Source organism: Desulfamplus magnetovallimortis (genome assembly GCF_900170035.1).
Taxonomy (GTDB): Bacteria; Desulfobacterota; Desulfobacteria; order Desulfobacterales; family Desulfobacteraceae; genus Desulfamplus; species Desulfamplus magnetovallimortis.
Genome location: NZ_LT828540.1, coordinates 161,098 through 177,175, shown reverse-complemented (window position 1 = coordinate 177,175; position 16,078 = coordinate 161,098). Strand labels below are relative to the sequence as shown.

Genomic DNA, 16,078 nt, shown 5'->3' with positions numbered 1-16,078 from the left:
GAATACAAAACGGGTTATATCAACAACATCACCATCTTTTATAACGCCAAAAAAATCTTTGAGAATATCCCGATTCTTCTTTGCGATTTCAAGGGCATCATCTCCTTTGCCAAGGTGATCAATTAGCGGCTTGTCATATTCATCAATCAAAAATACAACCGGCATATTCGTCTTTTTATTCAATGATTTTATAAGCTCTTTGAACTGTTCTTTGAGCAGAGTCTCTTTTAAGCTGATGGAAAAATCTGCTGCGATATTTTTGAGGGCAATTGCAAGCCCCTGAATTAAAATATCAGGTGTCTGATGGCTTATTCCATTGAAATCAAGGGTTATTACAGGATGCTTTTTCCACTCCCATTCAAAATTTAACGCATGATCTATATCTTTGTCTTTACCTTTTATCCATAAACCTTCAAATAGATCTTGTTTTCCCTCAAACAGGCATTTGAGGGTTGATACCATGAGTGATTTTCCAAATCTTCTGGGTCGGGACATGAAGTAGTAATCACCGCCGCTTACCATGTTGAATATATGACGGGTTTTATCCACGTATATATCGCCATTTTTTCTGATCTTCTCAAATGACGATTTTCCTGTGGACAGTGTAGGAAGTTTTTTCATGAACCCATCCTTTTGCTTTTGTAATTGGCAAAATCAACACCATTAAAAAGGCTTAAATCCAAACCTTAAACAGGGCTTAAAACAACTCATGTTTCCAATCCGATATATTACGGGTTTCAATGTCAAAATTGATTCCCATTAAATGGATTGTTTTACCCTGTTGCAAATATGAATCAGCATATTTTTTACTTCTAATCTGTCTAATTGCCTCATCACTGCTGCGGCCGCATTTAAACTCAATGATATAAACTTTATCCTTAAACTCCACCACCATGTCTATTCTGCCTTTGCAGGTGAGAACCTCACTGTGAGCAGTGACTCCTGATGCTGAAACCATAAGATAGAATATGGTATGGAAATATGCCTCATCTCTGTGGCTTTCAAGTATATTCGGGATGGAGGCGTAAACAGATTTAATTGTCTCTATGAATAATTCAATATTATCCGTGCGAAGATATTTGGAGAGCAGAATGAACCTTGCACAATCAGTGGCTCCATCTGTATAGGAATAGAACATATTTTCAATAAATGCTGTCTTTACCTCACGATTTGGATAATCAAAGGTATAGAGCTCTTCATCAACATCCTTGATGGTAATGTATCCTGCCTGGAAAAGGAGTGCTTCAATATAAAGTGTCTCAAGATCATATACACTGAATATGGCAAGGGTTGATTTCAGGTTCTCAATTTCAGGGGGATACCACTCTTTTTCCTTTATAAGATTTATTAAAAAAGAGGGCGTCCCGGTGGCAAACCAATAGGGTTTTAAAGCCTGTTCACCAAAGGCTCTGAGCACTGAAAACGGGTTATAAACCTTTATGTCTGTTTCCGAGAAGCGGTAGCCATTATAATACTGCTTCATACGTAAAAGAAGATCAGAGGATGGAATCCCCATTTCCCTTGCAAAGGCATCTATATGGATGGCAAAACAGTGTTCAAGCTCCGTTTGGGTATAACCCATCATCTCTGCATATTTTTTGTGCATTGTAAGGTCTGTGAGATTATTAAGCTCCGAAAATATGGAGACCTGGCTGAATTTTGAAACACCTGTAATAAACACAAAACGGGTTATATCAACAACATCACCATCTTTTATAACTCCAAAAAAATCTTTGAGAATATCCCGATTCTTCTTTGCAATTTCAAGGGCATCATCTCCTTTGCCAAGGTGATCAATTAGAGGCTTGTCATATTCATCAATCAGAAATACAACCGGCATTCCGGTTTTTTTAAAAAGGCTCTCAATTAGCTCTTTAAACTGCTCCTTAACAGGTATGTCGATTAATTCAACGCCATATTTCTTACCTATTTTTTTTATGGCTAATGAAAGACCCTGAATTAAAAACTCCGGAGTCTGATGGCTGATTCCATTGAAATCAAGGGTTATTACAGGATGTTTTTTCCACTCCCATTCAAAATTGAAAGCATTATCTATATCTTTGTCTTTGTATTTACCTTTTATCCATAAACCTTCAAACAGATCTTGTTTTCCCTCAAACAGGCATTTGAGGGTGGAAACCATTAAGGATTTTCCAAATCTTCTGGGGCGGGACATGAAGTAGTAGTCACCGCCGCTTACCATGTTAAATATATGACGGGTTTTATCCACGTATATATCGCCATTTTTTCTGATCTTCTCAAATGAGGAGTTTCCTGTGGGCAGTGTGGGAAGACTGTTCATGCATCAATCCTTTCTGAACTTTTTACTTTACTTGCGAGGAGAAGTTGATAAAGGTCTTCATTTTAATATTCTGACTTGACAAGCCACTCACCTTTTAATAAAGCATTAATCAAATAATCCATTCACATTTTATTTTTATGTCCATATTTTGAGGTTTTCATGAAAAAATCATCCTATCGTAAACAATACCTGGTGAATCCAAAATTTCAGATTCATTTTCTCATTTTCCTCTCTTCCTTAATCCTTGTTTTTGCAATACTGGCTTATGTCTGTGGATACCTTTACTATCAGGGCGTGATGAATAGCCTCCACAATGTTGAAATGAATAATTCAATTGCCCAAATACAAAACGCATTTGCCACCGAACTTATCAAGGACTTTCAACAAGCCAATACCGAACTTTTTTTTATTAATCTTGGAATAATGTTTTTGATTTTTATTCCAGGCGGCATCTACTATTCCCATAAAATCGGTGGGGCTTTGTATAAATTAGATAAATATCTAAAAGATGCCAGTAAACACCAGGAGAAAGTAAAACCTATATGTTTCAGAAAAGGAGACTTTTTTGGAAATATAGCTGTTTCATTAAATGAATTTACCAAAAGCAGAAACCTTCTCAAATAAAGTGTTCCCATAGTCCCGATGCTCTGTGGGCTCTTCTCATAACAGCCCCTCCAAGAATACCTGGCTTTGGACCCACCAGCGTAAACCAACTTTTTGCACGTGTGATGCCCGTATAAACAAGCTCCCTTGTCATTACAGGGGAAATGCTGTCCGGAAGAACAAGGGCAGTGTGATCAAATTCCGACCCCTGGGATTTATGAACTGTCATTGCAAACACAGTTTCCACATCATTCAAACGGGATGGCAGTACTTTTTTCAGGACATTGCCGGCAATGGGAAACACAACCTTCAGGGTATTTCTGCCATCAACAGGAAGAAGAATGCCAATATCACCGTTCATAAGCCCCAGACTGTAATCGTTTCGTGTTACCATGACAGGGCGCCCTGGGTACCATCCGTCTGTTGCAGAAATCAGCCCTGCTTTATAAAGCATGAGCGCAGTTCTTTGATTCAACCCTTCAACACCCCACTCTCCCTTTCTCAGAGGAGTCAATATCTGAAACCGGTTAAATGCTTCCAGTACCTCCATGAGCCAAGCATCATCAAATCTCTTCTCTTTCATCTTTTCAAGATAAAGCCGATATCCTGCACGTCCGGATAATTCCCTGCAATATTCAGGTTTTAAATCTGTCAGTTGCTGAAACCCCTCAGAATTAAATGATATTTTATCTTCTGAATCAATTCCTAAAAATATTTCTGGAGTTCCATCCATAACAAAGGCTGCAAAACGTTCATTTTCACCAGAACTTAAAGTAAATTGGCTTATATCTGCAAAACACTTGTTCCATGTCTTCTGAACCAGAGTAGAATCCCCACAGTTTACAGCCCTTGATAATGCTCCTATTCCGCTATTTTCTCCAAATCTGTGACTTTTTCTCAATACCACAATATGCTGGGAAAGCTCATTGGCTGTTCCGGTTGATTCATTTTCATCAACGGCAATGGAGTATCCTGTATGGGCTTCAAGCCATTTGATGGTTTCAGCCGAATAACAAATATCACCTGCATAGCGACAAAGATCACCAAGCACTGATCCTGCTTCCACTGATGCAAGCTGATCTTTGTCACCAAGAAGCACAAGGCGCGCCTTTTCCGGCAGAGCATTAACAATAGCTGCCATCATCTCAAGATCAATCATGGATGCTTCATCCACAACCAGCAGATCCAGATGAAGTTTGTTTCCTGAATGATGTATAAAATGTCGTGTACCAGGACGACTCCCCAAAAGACGGTGAAGAGTTGTCACTTCAGTTGGGATAAATGGCCGGATTTCCTCTGGAAGACGGTTAACCGCCTCTCCAATGGATTCCGTAAGTCTTGCTGCTGCCTTTCCTGTGGGGGCGGCCAGTCTTATCCTCAATTTTGTTCCCTGTTCCAGGGCCATCTCCTGCAAAAGTCCGGAAAGCTGAACCACTGTTGTGGTCTTGCCGGTGCCAGGGCCTCCTGATATCACGCAGAAGGCGTATTTTGCTGCAATGGCTGCGGCAATACTCTGCCAGTGTATATCCTCTTTTTTATGCTCACTTTCCGTGCGAAGGGAATAAAAAAGCCTGTCAATTCTCAAAGAGAGATCTTCAGGAACAGCCATATTACGGTTAATAAGATGAGATATCCCCTCTCCTACTTCCACTGTATATCTCCAGTAGCGACGAAGATATAAACGTCCATCACATAAAACAAGTGGCCTTTGATTATTATCGTTGTCGGATGTGGCTGGTAGCTCCTGGAATATAGCAGGTGTTTTCTGGAATGTGGTTGATGTTTCCTGAAATATGACTGGTGTTTCCTGGAATGTAGCTGCAGTTTCCTGGAATGTAGCTGCAGTTTCCTGGAATGTGGCTGGTGTTTCCTGGAATGTGGCTGGTGTTTCCTGACATAAAGATTTAGACGCAATCTTTTCAAGTGCCACAAGACGGGATTCTGAAAGTTCAGCCACCCATTGTTCAAGGCTGATTTCCGATAAAAGCATGGAAGGCCGTGCAGGCATCTCATCTCCTGACTCTCCTTCTGGAGGAAGGGACAAAGTAGCATCGGGATCAGAGACAGAGGCAGCAAGATCAAGACAAACATGCCCCCTGCCCAGTTGATGGCTTGCAAGGGCAGCAGTTAAAAGTACAATGCCCGATGTTGCCGGCTCCTGTTCTTTCAAAAACAGTGCAAATGCCCTGTCCAAAGGCCTGAGCCAACCATGTTCTGTCCATCTGTTCAAAAGTTCCAGAAGATATTTCCATGAGGAAATCTTTTTATCACTCCTCTCTCCTGAATAATTAATCTCTCCTGCATGGTTAATCCCTTCGGAATGGCTATTCTCTCCAGAATGGTTATTTGCTCCGAAGTTAATTTTTCCAGAGTCTCTCTTCACAAGAGAGACATTAATATCCGAATCCTCTGTCATATCTCCGGAAAAAGAATCTTTATGCACTGATTTTTCATCCATTATTCGACATCCTTTAAAAGTCATTTCTTGATTTTTATGAAATTTAGTATTAACCACAAATAAAGAGAGATTCTGTTCGTTATGCTACCACATATTCTGCTTCTGGAGTTTTAAAAAATCGGGCTTGATTATATTTTTAGCTGTTATTGCATTTGTCTGAATCAGGATTGACAAGGCTCAAAAGATCATTGGTGTCGTCTTTAAGTAAATTCCATTCCTAAATGATAAGAAGGAACAATCATGAAAAATTTACCACTCGGTGTCAACACACTTGCAAGCATGAAAAGTGAAAATATGATATATGTGGATAAGACTCCAATGGCCTGGGAACTTGTCAAACATGCAGGACGATTCTTTCTCTCAAGACCCAGAAGGTTTGGCAAAAGCCTTTTTATTGATACCTTAAAGGAAATTTTTGAAGGTAACCAAGAGCTTTTTAAAGAGCTTTATATCCATGATAAATGGGACTGGAGTCAAAAATATCCTGTAATCAAAATAGACTTTTCCGATGGAACTATCCAAAGCAGAGAAGAACTTGACAATATAATACACGAAATCCTTACGGAAAACGAGAATTACCTGAACCTCAAAAATTCACCTATGAGCATCCGTGGACGTTTTGGCCATTTAATTCGTGAAGCTGCAAAAAAATATGGCAAAAAAACTGTGGTTCTTGTTGATGAATATGACAAACCCATACTTGATAATATCGAAAACAGCAAAGTTGCTTCCGAAATAAGGGAGGGGCTTAAAAATCTTTATTCGGTTCTCAAAGGACAAGATGCACATCTTCAATTTGTTTTTATGACAGGTGTAACCAAATTCTCTAAAGTAAGCCTTTTCAGCGGTGTCAATCAGCTTACAGATATTACATTAAGTGAAAATTACTCTACCATCTGTGGCTACACCCATGAAAATCTGGAAACTCAGTTTTCTGATCATATGGGAAGTGTTGACATGGAAAAACTTAAATCTTGGTATAATGGTTATAAATGGCTGGGAAGCGTCTGTCTTTATAATCCTTATGATATTTTACTATTTATATATAATAAAAAATCATATAGAAACTACTGGTTTGAAACAGGTAATCCAACATTTTTAGTAAAACTTTTTCAAAAGAACCGCTATTTCCTTCCATCCCTTGCAAACCTTGTGGTAACAGAAGAAATTATAGATTCCTTTGAAGTGGAAAAGATAAACCCTCTTACGCTGTTGTTTCAGAGCGGCTATCTGACCATAGAAAAAACCTTTACCCGCCGCCAGCGCCTGATGTTTCAGCTTGAAATTCCCAATCTGGAAGTAAAGATTGCTCTGCATGACCACTTTATCAATGCCTATACAGATCTTGTCAATGAAAAGATCACCTTACAAAATACTCTTTATGATTGCCTTGAACAAGGCGATGTTCAGGGGATGACAGAGGTTATAAAACGTCTTTTTTCATCAATTCCCTGGCGTAACTTTACAAATAACGATATTGCTGATTATGAGGGATATTATGCATCAGTGTTATATGCTTTTTTCTCTTCCCTTGATGCAGAAATTATACCCGAAGATATCACAAATCACGGACAGGCTGACATGACCGTTAAACTTGGAAACCATATTTATGTAATGGAGATAAAGGTTGTTAATCAGGAAAGTGCTGATGCTCTTTACAGGGCTGAAAAAAATATGGCTGCAAATTATGGAGAAGAACTTGATGGTGAATATGCTATTGAAAACAATCCGGCATTAAAACAGATTATAAAAAAAGGTTATGCAAAAAAATACAGAGGCATAAAGGGTATAACTGTCCATGAGGTTGGACTTGTTTTCAGTAAAACAACCCGAAATCTGTTGATGTAGAACCCAGATGAATTTTGTTTTACCGTGAAAATGACTATCATTTTTATACTTGGGGATAATTGATACAAAATCAATCATGCCCGTTTACTCATCCAAACACTCAGCTTGACGCAACGGCCTTGTCACTATCAAATGACAAGTCATTGAGTGTAATCTATAGATTTTCAGATAAATAGCTTTCCTGTAAGGTTGCAACACAACGTACCCCTTCCCCCTTACACCTAGTTTTCTATTATACTTGACAATGTTCAGTGCCCTGATTTATAAAGAGCATAATTCAACGATACAGGAATTTTTTTATTCCTGTTCCTTCCATAAATGTTCCGATTTCCCATTAGCGTTTTATATCAATAACTCTTGAACGAGTTAAGCGCAAGGAGCAGATTCCCCCAGAAATACATAAAGCCCAACAAGGCATCTCTACCACAAAAGTATTTCTCCCCCTACATATAAAGCAATTTCATCCGGACTTGCCACGAATGGTTAACTCAGAGATTGTCGAGTTGTCCATCTTACCGTCAGTGCCCCATAATCGGGGCTTTTTGTCTTGGTTCAACTGCAAAAAGAACTGCTGATTCTTCCGCCGAAATGGCTTGTCTGTTGATGGTACTCATAAATGAGTCCGTAATAACTTTTCCTTTCTCCCCCTCACAAGCCTTTGAAAGTATGGATTAGACCATATGCGCTGCTAACCCCACATAAGGCAGGTTGGCTGACTCGTCAAATCAAATCAAAAATTACAACCACTGAAATTCCTGCTGTTATTTTCAAAAAGGAGAGGCCTGGATTGTCGGCTCTTAAACTTAATACTGTCCGGTTGTTTTTTTTCATTTTCGCATTTTTTCTTCTTTGATTTATGCCTCCGGCGGATGGATTAAAAATGGTTCATGTTATATTACTCAAGAGTCATAAGTTCTTATTAACGATGCCATATATTGTATTTTGGCTCGTTTTAAAAATACAATATATAGTGGCTACTACTAAAAGAACTTATTACTGACGAGTTGATAACTTGCCCATTCACCTCACCCCCCAGCCCATACGCATCAAGCTAAGAATATAAGACTTTGTTTTTATTATAAATATAAAATCAAACATCTTAACAACAAAAATTAGAAAAACCCGTCTGATAAGGCTTTGAAAACCTTAGCTTGATGCGTATGCCCCCCAGCCCCCTCTCCGTTACTGGAGAGGGGGAGTTTGGGTAAGTTAATTAAACACTATTACTTAACATTCATCCATTTTTTTTCTATCTTTTCAAACATTTCTTTAAGCTCTTCAATAGTCATCTCTTTCAATTCATCGTTTGAAGGAAGCGAAAGCCCAAGTATTTCATGGAAAAGAAGGATTTTGCCTATGATTTCTCCTTCTTCCCTGCCTTCTTCCCTGCCTTCTTCTCTGCCTTCTTCCTTGCCTTCAAGTCTTGCTGCCTCAATTCCTGAATAATAATCCCTTTTCCATTTCATATGTGCTTCATAGGCATCAAGAAGGGCTTCATCACGGGTAAATGCCTCATATTTTTCATGGGCTTTTCTTATCTGTGGATTTTCCTTAAGCAATATTTTCATGGCTTCATCTCCTTCTGTCTTACCTTCATTTTTCAAATAATAGAGCCATTGCTCCAACTGCTTTTCTTTATTATAATTTTCAAGCCCTGGAAGTTCAAGAAAATGCATTACAAGATGATCTGTCAGATAAAGTTCCGGATCCTTACACTCTCTCAACATAAAACTTAGATGATATCTGCCGATCTCTTTGAAAAGCTCAAAATCAAGTATATTTATGCAGATCACCGGATAAAGTTTATTATATTGCATACCCTCCTCAAGCTGGGATGAGTATAATTTTGACCAGTAATACAAACTTCTATTTTTGAATATATTATTTCCCGATGTCTGCACTTCTATGTTATACGTCTCTTTAGTTTCAGATACTGCCTTGATATCAAGAATTGACTCCTTGTCAAACACAAGTTCTTTGATATTAAAGGGATTTTTCAGCTCTATTTTCTCTATCCGAGGGAAATTCATATTTTCCTGAACTGCATTTATGAAATCAAGCAAAAGACTCTTATGCTCTTCTTTACCAAATAAGTATTTTATAAAAATGTCTGACGTTGGTTTTACATATATCATTGTTTAACCTTTGTTTTATTATGATATTTCAAAAATCAGTAATCCGATCTACACTACACTCCATTTCATTTACACTCGCTCCACTCGCTCCAATTCCATTCCGTTCCGTTACGATGCGGATTACTGACGGTTCCTCACTGACCTGAATACCGATTACTGCTGACCTGGGGAGAGGACAAGGCGGAAGCCTATGAGGTGGCGCCTGCGGCCCGGGTAGTTGAGGTTCCGGTACGCCGACCGGCAGTTACGAGCGTTGTTGCTCCAGCTACCGCCCCGAATCACACGGATGGAGCCTGATGATGCTCCCACAGGGTCTATCACAGATTCAGAAGGATAATTATCAAACCAATCCTGACACCACTCATAGAGATTACCGTGCATATCATACAAGCCTCCATTATTGGCTTTCTTCTGTACCACGGGATGTGTTTTATCAGAATTGCCACAGTGCCATCCCATGATATCAAGATTGGGATCAGGATCACATGAAAAACCTGAAGCTGTAATATCTCCATTTGCAAAGGCAGTTGTCGTGCCTGCACGGGCAGCATATTCCCACTGGGCTTCAGTGGGCAGTGCATAAACACCTTCTCCAAGGGCATTCAACGTTGCAATAAAACCTTGGACATCATCCCATGAAACCATCTCAACCGGGCAATTGTCTCCACATCCAGAAAACCATGAGGGATTGTTACCCATAACTGCTTTCCATTGCCCCTGGGTCACTTCTGTGGTCTGCATGTAAAATGGTTGGGTCAGGGTTACTTCGTGCTGGGTTTCGTTACTGATTCGTCCCCCTTCATCTCCAGGAGAACCCATCATGAATGTTCCGGCAGGCATCAGGTTAAAGGTCATGCCAAGGGAGTTGGTTAGGGTAATTGGAGGTGGGGGATCAGGAATAGTATAATTCTGATCTACATCCTCTCCAGATACCGATGTTTCAAGTTCAAACAATACCCGATTATGTCCAACGGGATCATCTATGAGTTTCAATCTTAAATTTTCAAAGGACAATTTTACTTTTGGATCATCTTTTCTGTCCTGATATAATAACTTTTTTAAGCTTAAAGAATGATCTTCATTGACAAAAAGAGGTATATTTTGAAGGTCACCATGTTCCAGAGTACAGTCACCATCACAAATTGTTATATTAACAGATTCTTTAGCATAGTTTTGGGGATACTCATGATCCCACACCTCTACAGTTAAAGTATAATCTCCCGGTTTTATATCACTGCCGGTGGAGCCGCCGTCATTATCAATGGTGATTTTTTGCTTTATCTTATTCGCATTTGAAATCAGATGATCTGTCTCTTCAATGCCGGAAATAGTCCAGCGATAATCAATACTGCTTCCTTCTGTAATATCACTGATAATAACATCATTTCCGTCCCTATCTTTTCTGCTGATTGACGTCACCCCAAAATCAATGGTGTCTGTTCTAAAAATATTCTCTCCGGTTGTGATTTGTGGAATCAGGGCATAGCCTGATGTTGCTGCTGTATTCAAATTTGTTGTTGTTTTTAAAAAAGGAGCAACTCTATATAAAGTTGCTTCCCACTCTATTGAAAGGGAGTTACCCTGGACACCGGAATCTGAAACATCCCTTACGCATCGGACATACATTGTTCCGGTTTTGTCAGTAATAGTTGTATGGCCATCTATAAATGACACAATCCAGGCGTTGGTGTCATAGGATTTAGGAACACTGCATGACCAGTAAAGTCCTTCCTGTGCAGTAAAAAATGAAGCTGATATTGTAGGAGTAGAATCCTCATCAATAATTGATTCCAGTTCATTAACCCTTGGCAATCTCCAGTCTTTATAATTGCCAAGCCTCAAAGAGTCACAGTAATAACAGGCACTATCCCAGTAATATTTATTTATGGGAGCCTCAGATTGCCACATCAAACCATTGGAAGCTGTCACTGTTTTACCATCTTCACTTTTTTCATAGGGAAACCCACCGTGATTAGCAAAATATCCGTTCAGTGGATGATCTCCATCCGGCACTGTTTCACCGCAGTCATAAGCAAAAATTGGGCTGGTGATAATAAACAAAACAAAAGCCAATGCAACCAAAGATATATTTATCTTGATCTTATAATTGAACAAACAAAAATAATGTTGCTGCATAAAAACCTCCTCCATTATTATGGAACGGGGTCTAAGGAATGGGTAGAAAATACTTTATCTTTTCAAAAACGAGAGTTGATTTACCTTGAAAATCCACCTCATGATTTTCATAACCATGGTGCTGTACAGGCAAGGCATGCCTTGTATCTACTCTCATGTGGGTCTATTAAGGGAATCTACCATAAAAAAATTTTTCGTACAATAATTATACAATTATAAAAATACATCAAGCTTCTTCTACCTGTGAGCAGCGAAATGCTAAGGCAATAATTGAAGTGAAAAGCTTTTCACTAAATTAATTTTATCATTGATTTTAAATTTCAGAACTGGTATGACCACTTACCAGTTGAATATCAATTCTTCTCAAAGGATTTAAAGCTGAACTGAGAGCTTCACAAAAAGAAAACAAAAAAGCCTCACAAAAAGGAAACACTAAATGGACAAACCCTTAAAACCGTCAGAACATGCTGAAAAGAAGCTCATTGCAGCAATAATGGAAAAAAAATACAAGCCAGGCGATCATTTGCCGGGGGAAAGGGAACTTGCAGAGCAACTTAATATCACAAGACCAACACTTCGTGAAACCCTCAAGCATCTTTCAGCACAGGGATGGCTTACCATACAGCAGGGAAAACCCACCAGAATCAACGACTATTTAAAGGATGGAGGACTTGGCCTACTTGGTGCCATGGTACGGAACGGTAAAACCCTTTCAAAGGAGATGATTCTCAATCTCATGGAGATCAGGGTGGTTTTGTTTCCAGGCATTACAGAAATTGCCGTGGCAAAAGCCCCTGATGAACTAATAAAAAAGCTTGTTAAGGCCAAAGATCTTGATAACAGAGCAAAATCATTTGCAGATTTTGACTGGGAGTTGCAGCTTCTTATTGTGAATCTTACAGAGAATCCTGTTTTTCGTATGATACTAAACGATTTTTCACCTCTTTTTGAAACATTGGCTTACCACTATTTCCAACATGAGGAGAGCCGAAAACACTCTTCCGGTTATTACGATATGCTTCTAAACTCCATTGATAAACAAGATAATGATGAAATGAATCTAAATCTTTCTGAAAGTGCAATAATAGTTAAAGAAGCCATGAAACATGCCATGGAGTTTTGGAAACTTAATTATTGAAAAAATGCAAGGGTAGTTAATGGAACTGATAATGGAACTTAATAATATCAAAAAAAAATGGGATATCATTGTAATTGGAGGAGGAATTACAGGTGCTGCTGTATTTCATCAGGCGATAAAAATGGGCTACTCCACCCTGCTTCTTGAAAAAAATGACTTTGCATCCGGAACATCAGGCAGATCATCTAAAATGGTACATGGCGGGCTTCGTTACCTTAAGCAGGGAAAAATCTTTCTCACACGCGACTCCGTAACAGAGAGGCAGCGACTTCTCAGGGAATTGCCTGGACTTGTGGAACCACTCAATTTTTTCATGCCGGTTTACAAATCATTTGGCCCTTCTGCTTTTCTCATGGAAGCTGGCTTAAATATTTACAGCCTTATGGCCATGAAAAAACAGCATTCAAGATATAATGCATCTGAGATAAAAAAAATGATGCCGGAACTGAAAAGAGAGTCACTTATGACTGGTTTTGATTTCATGGATGCCCAGGTAGATGATGCAAGGCTTGTTTTAAGGCTTATCCAGGAGGGATGTGAAGGCGGTGGGGTAGCATTGAACTACACAAAGGTTCAAAATATAAAAAGAAACTCAAGAGGAGAAGTTGTCGGGGTTTATGCAGATGAGAAGGATTTTAACAGAGCCGCCCCAACGGATAACAAATTTCAGATTAAGACTTTCATGGATTTATCAGATAAACTTGATGCCCCGACAAAAGATAAAAAGCTACAGAATAATAGTGTAATGAATTTATCAGAAAAACTTAATTTATCAGAAAAGCTTTATGCAACTTCTATATCACACGAATTTGACGCCACTTTTGTCATAAACGCCACCGGAATCTGGGCAGAATCACTCCATAGCTGTCCAAGGCATGGCTATTTTTTAAGGCCTCTCAGGGGAAGTCACCTTATTTTTCCTGGAGAACTTTTCCCCCATGACAGGGTTATAAGTTTTATCCATCCTAAGGACAAACGCCCTGTATTTATTTTTCCATGGGAGGGGTGCGCTGTCCTGGGAACAACCGATGTTGATCATCCAAAAAACCCAAATATGGAACCTGTTGCAAGCATTGAAGAGGCAGAGTATCTGATGGAGGGGCTAAACTTTATTCTGCCCGGGCTTAAAATATCGGAATCAGACTGCACAGGCTCCATTGCAGGTGTAAGGCCGGTACTCAGCAAAGGCAATAACACAACTGATCCTTCCTGTGAATCAAGGGAACATGTGGTCTGGGCAGATAAAGGGCTTGTAACAGTAACAGGCGGAAAATTAACCACATTCAGACTTCTGGCACTGGATGCCCTTAAAGCTGCAAAGCAGTTCATATCAACCTCCAATAGACCTGTAAATGCAGAAGAAGTGAGTCGTAAAAGTAAAACTTCGGACAGGGTTTTCAATATGAATCCCCCTATGGCTGATCTTTCAGGTTTTGCAAAGCTTCATGCAGGAAGGCGTCTGTCAGGAAGATACGGAACACTGGCCGTTGAAATCACAAATGATCACAAAGAGCTTCTTCACCCCATTGATAACACAGAGACATTATGGGCTGAACTGCCCCATGCCGCATCACATGAAAAGGTTATGCATCTTTCCGACCTTTTATTAAGAAGGGTCAGAATCGGCCTTTTGCTCCCTGAAGGGGGAAAAGCCCATCTTAATAAAATCCAGAGCATTTGCGAACCTTATCTGCCATGGAGTACTGAAAGATGGGAACAGGAGAAAAAAAGTTACATTGAGACATGGAAGCGTTACTACTCATCACCGTTTTCTTCTTGATGAAGCTTTAAAAAGTACTGTTTAGATGATTTTTCAGTGATAATCCAGAGAATTTATGACTGACGAGGAATGATATTGAAAGAGAAAAACATACTATCCATTGATTGCGGAACCCAAAGCCTTCGTGCCATGATCTTTTCAGCAAAAGGCGAACTTATGGCAAAAACACAGCGACACTATGATACATGTATTTCGCCTCATCCGGGCTGGGCAGAGCAGGAGCCAATGCTCTATTGGGAAAGTCTATGCAGTGCCACTTTGGAACTAAAGGCAAAAAATCCTGATTTTTTCAAAAAAGTTGCAGGGGTTGGAGTTACTACACAGAGAAACAGTGTAATAAACATTGATGCACATGGCGATCCTCTTCGGCCGGCTATCCTCTGGCTTGATCAGAGAAAGGCAAGCCCTACTTTTGGCAAAAATACTCTTTTGAATGCAGTAATAAATGCCATGCTCAAAGGAACAGACATGGATAAAAAAGTTGCAGATATAAAATCACAGGGGAAATGCAACTGGATCATGGAAAATCAGCCGGATATATGGGAAAAAACCCATAAGTATCTTCTCATTTCCGGATTTCTGAACCACCGCCTCACAGGCAATTATATTGATTCAACAGCGTCCCAGATAGGACATCTCCCATTTAACTACAAAACCTTGAAATGGTCTGGAAAATATGGCCTTTCAAGGGCTTTTTTCCCCATAGAAAACAGTAAACTCCCATCCCTTGTAAAACCTGGTGAAACAGTTGGCAAGATAACTGAAAAAGCTTCAATTGAAACTGGTCTGCCAAAGGGGCTGCCTGTGGTGGCATGCGGCTCTGACAAGGGATGTGAAACCGTTGGTGCCGGAGTTCTGGATTGTAAAAGTGTAAGCTTAAGTTTTGGTACAACTGCAACTATTCAGACAACATCAAAACTATATTTTGAGCCTCTCCCTTTCATGCCGCCCTACCCTGCATCTATTCCAGACAGATACAACCCTGAAATTGAAATTTTCAGGGGATACTGGATGATCACATGGTTTAAGAACGAATTTGCCCACAAGGAGGTCGTTGAAGCTATAAAGAGGGATGTTCCGGCAGAAGAGATTCTGAACTCTCACCTTCAAAATACATCTCCAGGTTCAATGGGCCTTGTTGTTCAGCCATACTGGGGGCCAGGGCTTGATCAGCCATTTGCCAAAGGTGCAATGATAGGTTTTGGAGATATTCACAAAAAAGCCCATGTATATCGGGCAGTTATTGAAGGGCTTGCCTATGGCCTGCGGGAAGGACTTGAAAAGATAGAGCATAAAGGAAAATTTAGGGCAAGATTTGCAGTTGTATCAGGAGGCGCATCACAAAGTGATGAAATTTGCAGAATAACAGCGGACATTTTCAACCTGCCAATGGCAAGGGGAAAAACCCATGAAACATCAGGACTTGGAGCTGCCATAATAACAGCAAAGGGGCTTGGACTTTACAGCACATTTGAAGAGGCGGTTGCGCAGATGGTATCCATTGAAGAAAAATACTATCCACGTCCGGAAAATGTGCAATTGTACGATCAATTATACAATAAAGTTTATAAAAAAATGTACAGGCAACTTCAACCATTGTACTTAGAAATTCAAAAGATTACGGGATATCCCGAATAATGGAGATTCCAGAACCTTTGTGTAAAAAAATATAACGGAG

At 39.6% G+C, this 16,078-nt stretch carries 10 protein-coding genes; 5 read left to right on the top strand and 5 right to left on the bottom strand.

Annotated elements, in window-relative coordinates; genetic code table 11:
* Both MTBBW1_RS28050 and MTBBW1_RS00725 read right to left on the bottom strand, forming a co-directional pair.
* On the bottom strand, positions 1-621 hold a 621-nt coding region (locus tag MTBBW1_RS28050), incomplete at its 3' end, for an AAA family ATPase (protein WP_186441004.1).
* A gap of 76 nt (positions 622-697) precedes the next feature.
* A complete protein-coding gene (locus MTBBW1_RS00725) occupies positions 698-2,302 on the bottom strand; it encodes an ATP-binding protein (RefSeq protein WP_080797761.1) in 1,605 nt (534 codons plus the stop codon).
* Between the two features lie 159 nt (positions 2,303-2,461).
* On the opposite strand from MTBBW1_RS00725, the gene MTBBW1_RS00720 reads away from it, so the two are divergent.
* Positions 2,462-2,926 (top strand): hypothetical protein, encoded by a 465-nt coding sequence (locus MTBBW1_RS00720; protein ID WP_080797758.1) that lies wholly within the window; start codon positions 2,462-2,464, stop codon positions 2,924-2,926.
* On the opposite strand, the gene recD is transcribed toward MTBBW1_RS00720, so the two are convergent.
* Complete coding sequence (recD, locus tag MTBBW1_RS00715) at positions 2,919-5,363, bottom strand: exodeoxyribonuclease V subunit alpha (protein ID WP_245809203.1); 2,445 nt, start codon at positions 5,361-5,363, stop codon at positions 2,919-2,921. The two genes, MTBBW1_RS00720 and recD, sit on opposite strands and share 8 nt — an antisense overlap.
* Positions 5,364-5,603: 240 nt before the next feature.
* Between recD and MTBBW1_RS00710 the strand changes: the two genes are divergently transcribed.
* Positions 5,604-7,211: an ATP-binding protein gene (locus tag MTBBW1_RS00710; RefSeq protein WP_080797755.1), complete on the top strand. Its 1,608-nt coding sequence runs from the start codon at positions 5,604-5,606 to the stop codon at positions 7,209-7,211.
* Between the two features lie 1,223 nt (positions 7,212-8,434).
* Here the strand turns inward: MTBBW1_RS00710 and MTBBW1_RS00705 are convergent.
* A complete protein-coding gene (locus MTBBW1_RS00705) occupies positions 8,435-9,346 on the bottom strand; it encodes an Rpn family recombination-promoting nuclease/putative transposase (protein WP_080797752.1) in 912 nt (303 codons plus the stop codon).
* Positions 9,347-9,499: 153 nt separating this feature from the next.
* Positions 9,500-11,482, bottom strand: a complete 1,983-nt coding sequence (locus MTBBW1_RS00700) for an SUMF1/EgtB/PvdO family nonheme iron enzyme (protein ID WP_186441003.1) — start codon at positions 11,480-11,482, stop codon at positions 9,500-9,502.
* A gap of 436 nt (positions 11,483-11,918) precedes the next feature.
* On the opposite strand from MTBBW1_RS00700, the gene MTBBW1_RS00695 reads away from it, so the two are divergent.
* The 3 genes from MTBBW1_RS00695 to MTBBW1_RS00685 all read left to right on the top strand — a co-directional run bounded on the left by MTBBW1_RS00695 (position 11,919) and on the right by MTBBW1_RS00685 (position 16,038).
* Positions 11,919-12,620: a FadR/GntR family transcriptional regulator gene (locus MTBBW1_RS00695; protein ID WP_080797746.1), complete on the top strand. Its 702-nt coding sequence runs from the start codon at positions 11,919-11,921 to the stop codon at positions 12,618-12,620.
* A 19-nt stretch (positions 12,621-12,639) separates the two neighbouring features.
* Positions 12,640-14,400 (top strand): glycerol-3-phosphate dehydrogenase/oxidase, encoded by a 1,761-nt coding sequence (locus MTBBW1_RS00690; RefSeq protein ID WP_080797743.1) that lies wholly within the window; start codon positions 12,640-12,642, stop codon positions 14,398-14,400.
* Between the two features lie 75 nt (positions 14,401-14,475).
* The gene (locus MTBBW1_RS00685; RefSeq protein ID WP_245809202.1) at positions 14,476-16,038 is read left to right on the top strand and encodes an FGGY-family carbohydrate kinase; all 1,563 of its coding nucleotides are present in this window, start codon (positions 14,476-14,478) and stop codon (positions 16,036-16,038) included.
* Positions 16,039-16,078: the final 40 nt, after the last annotated feature.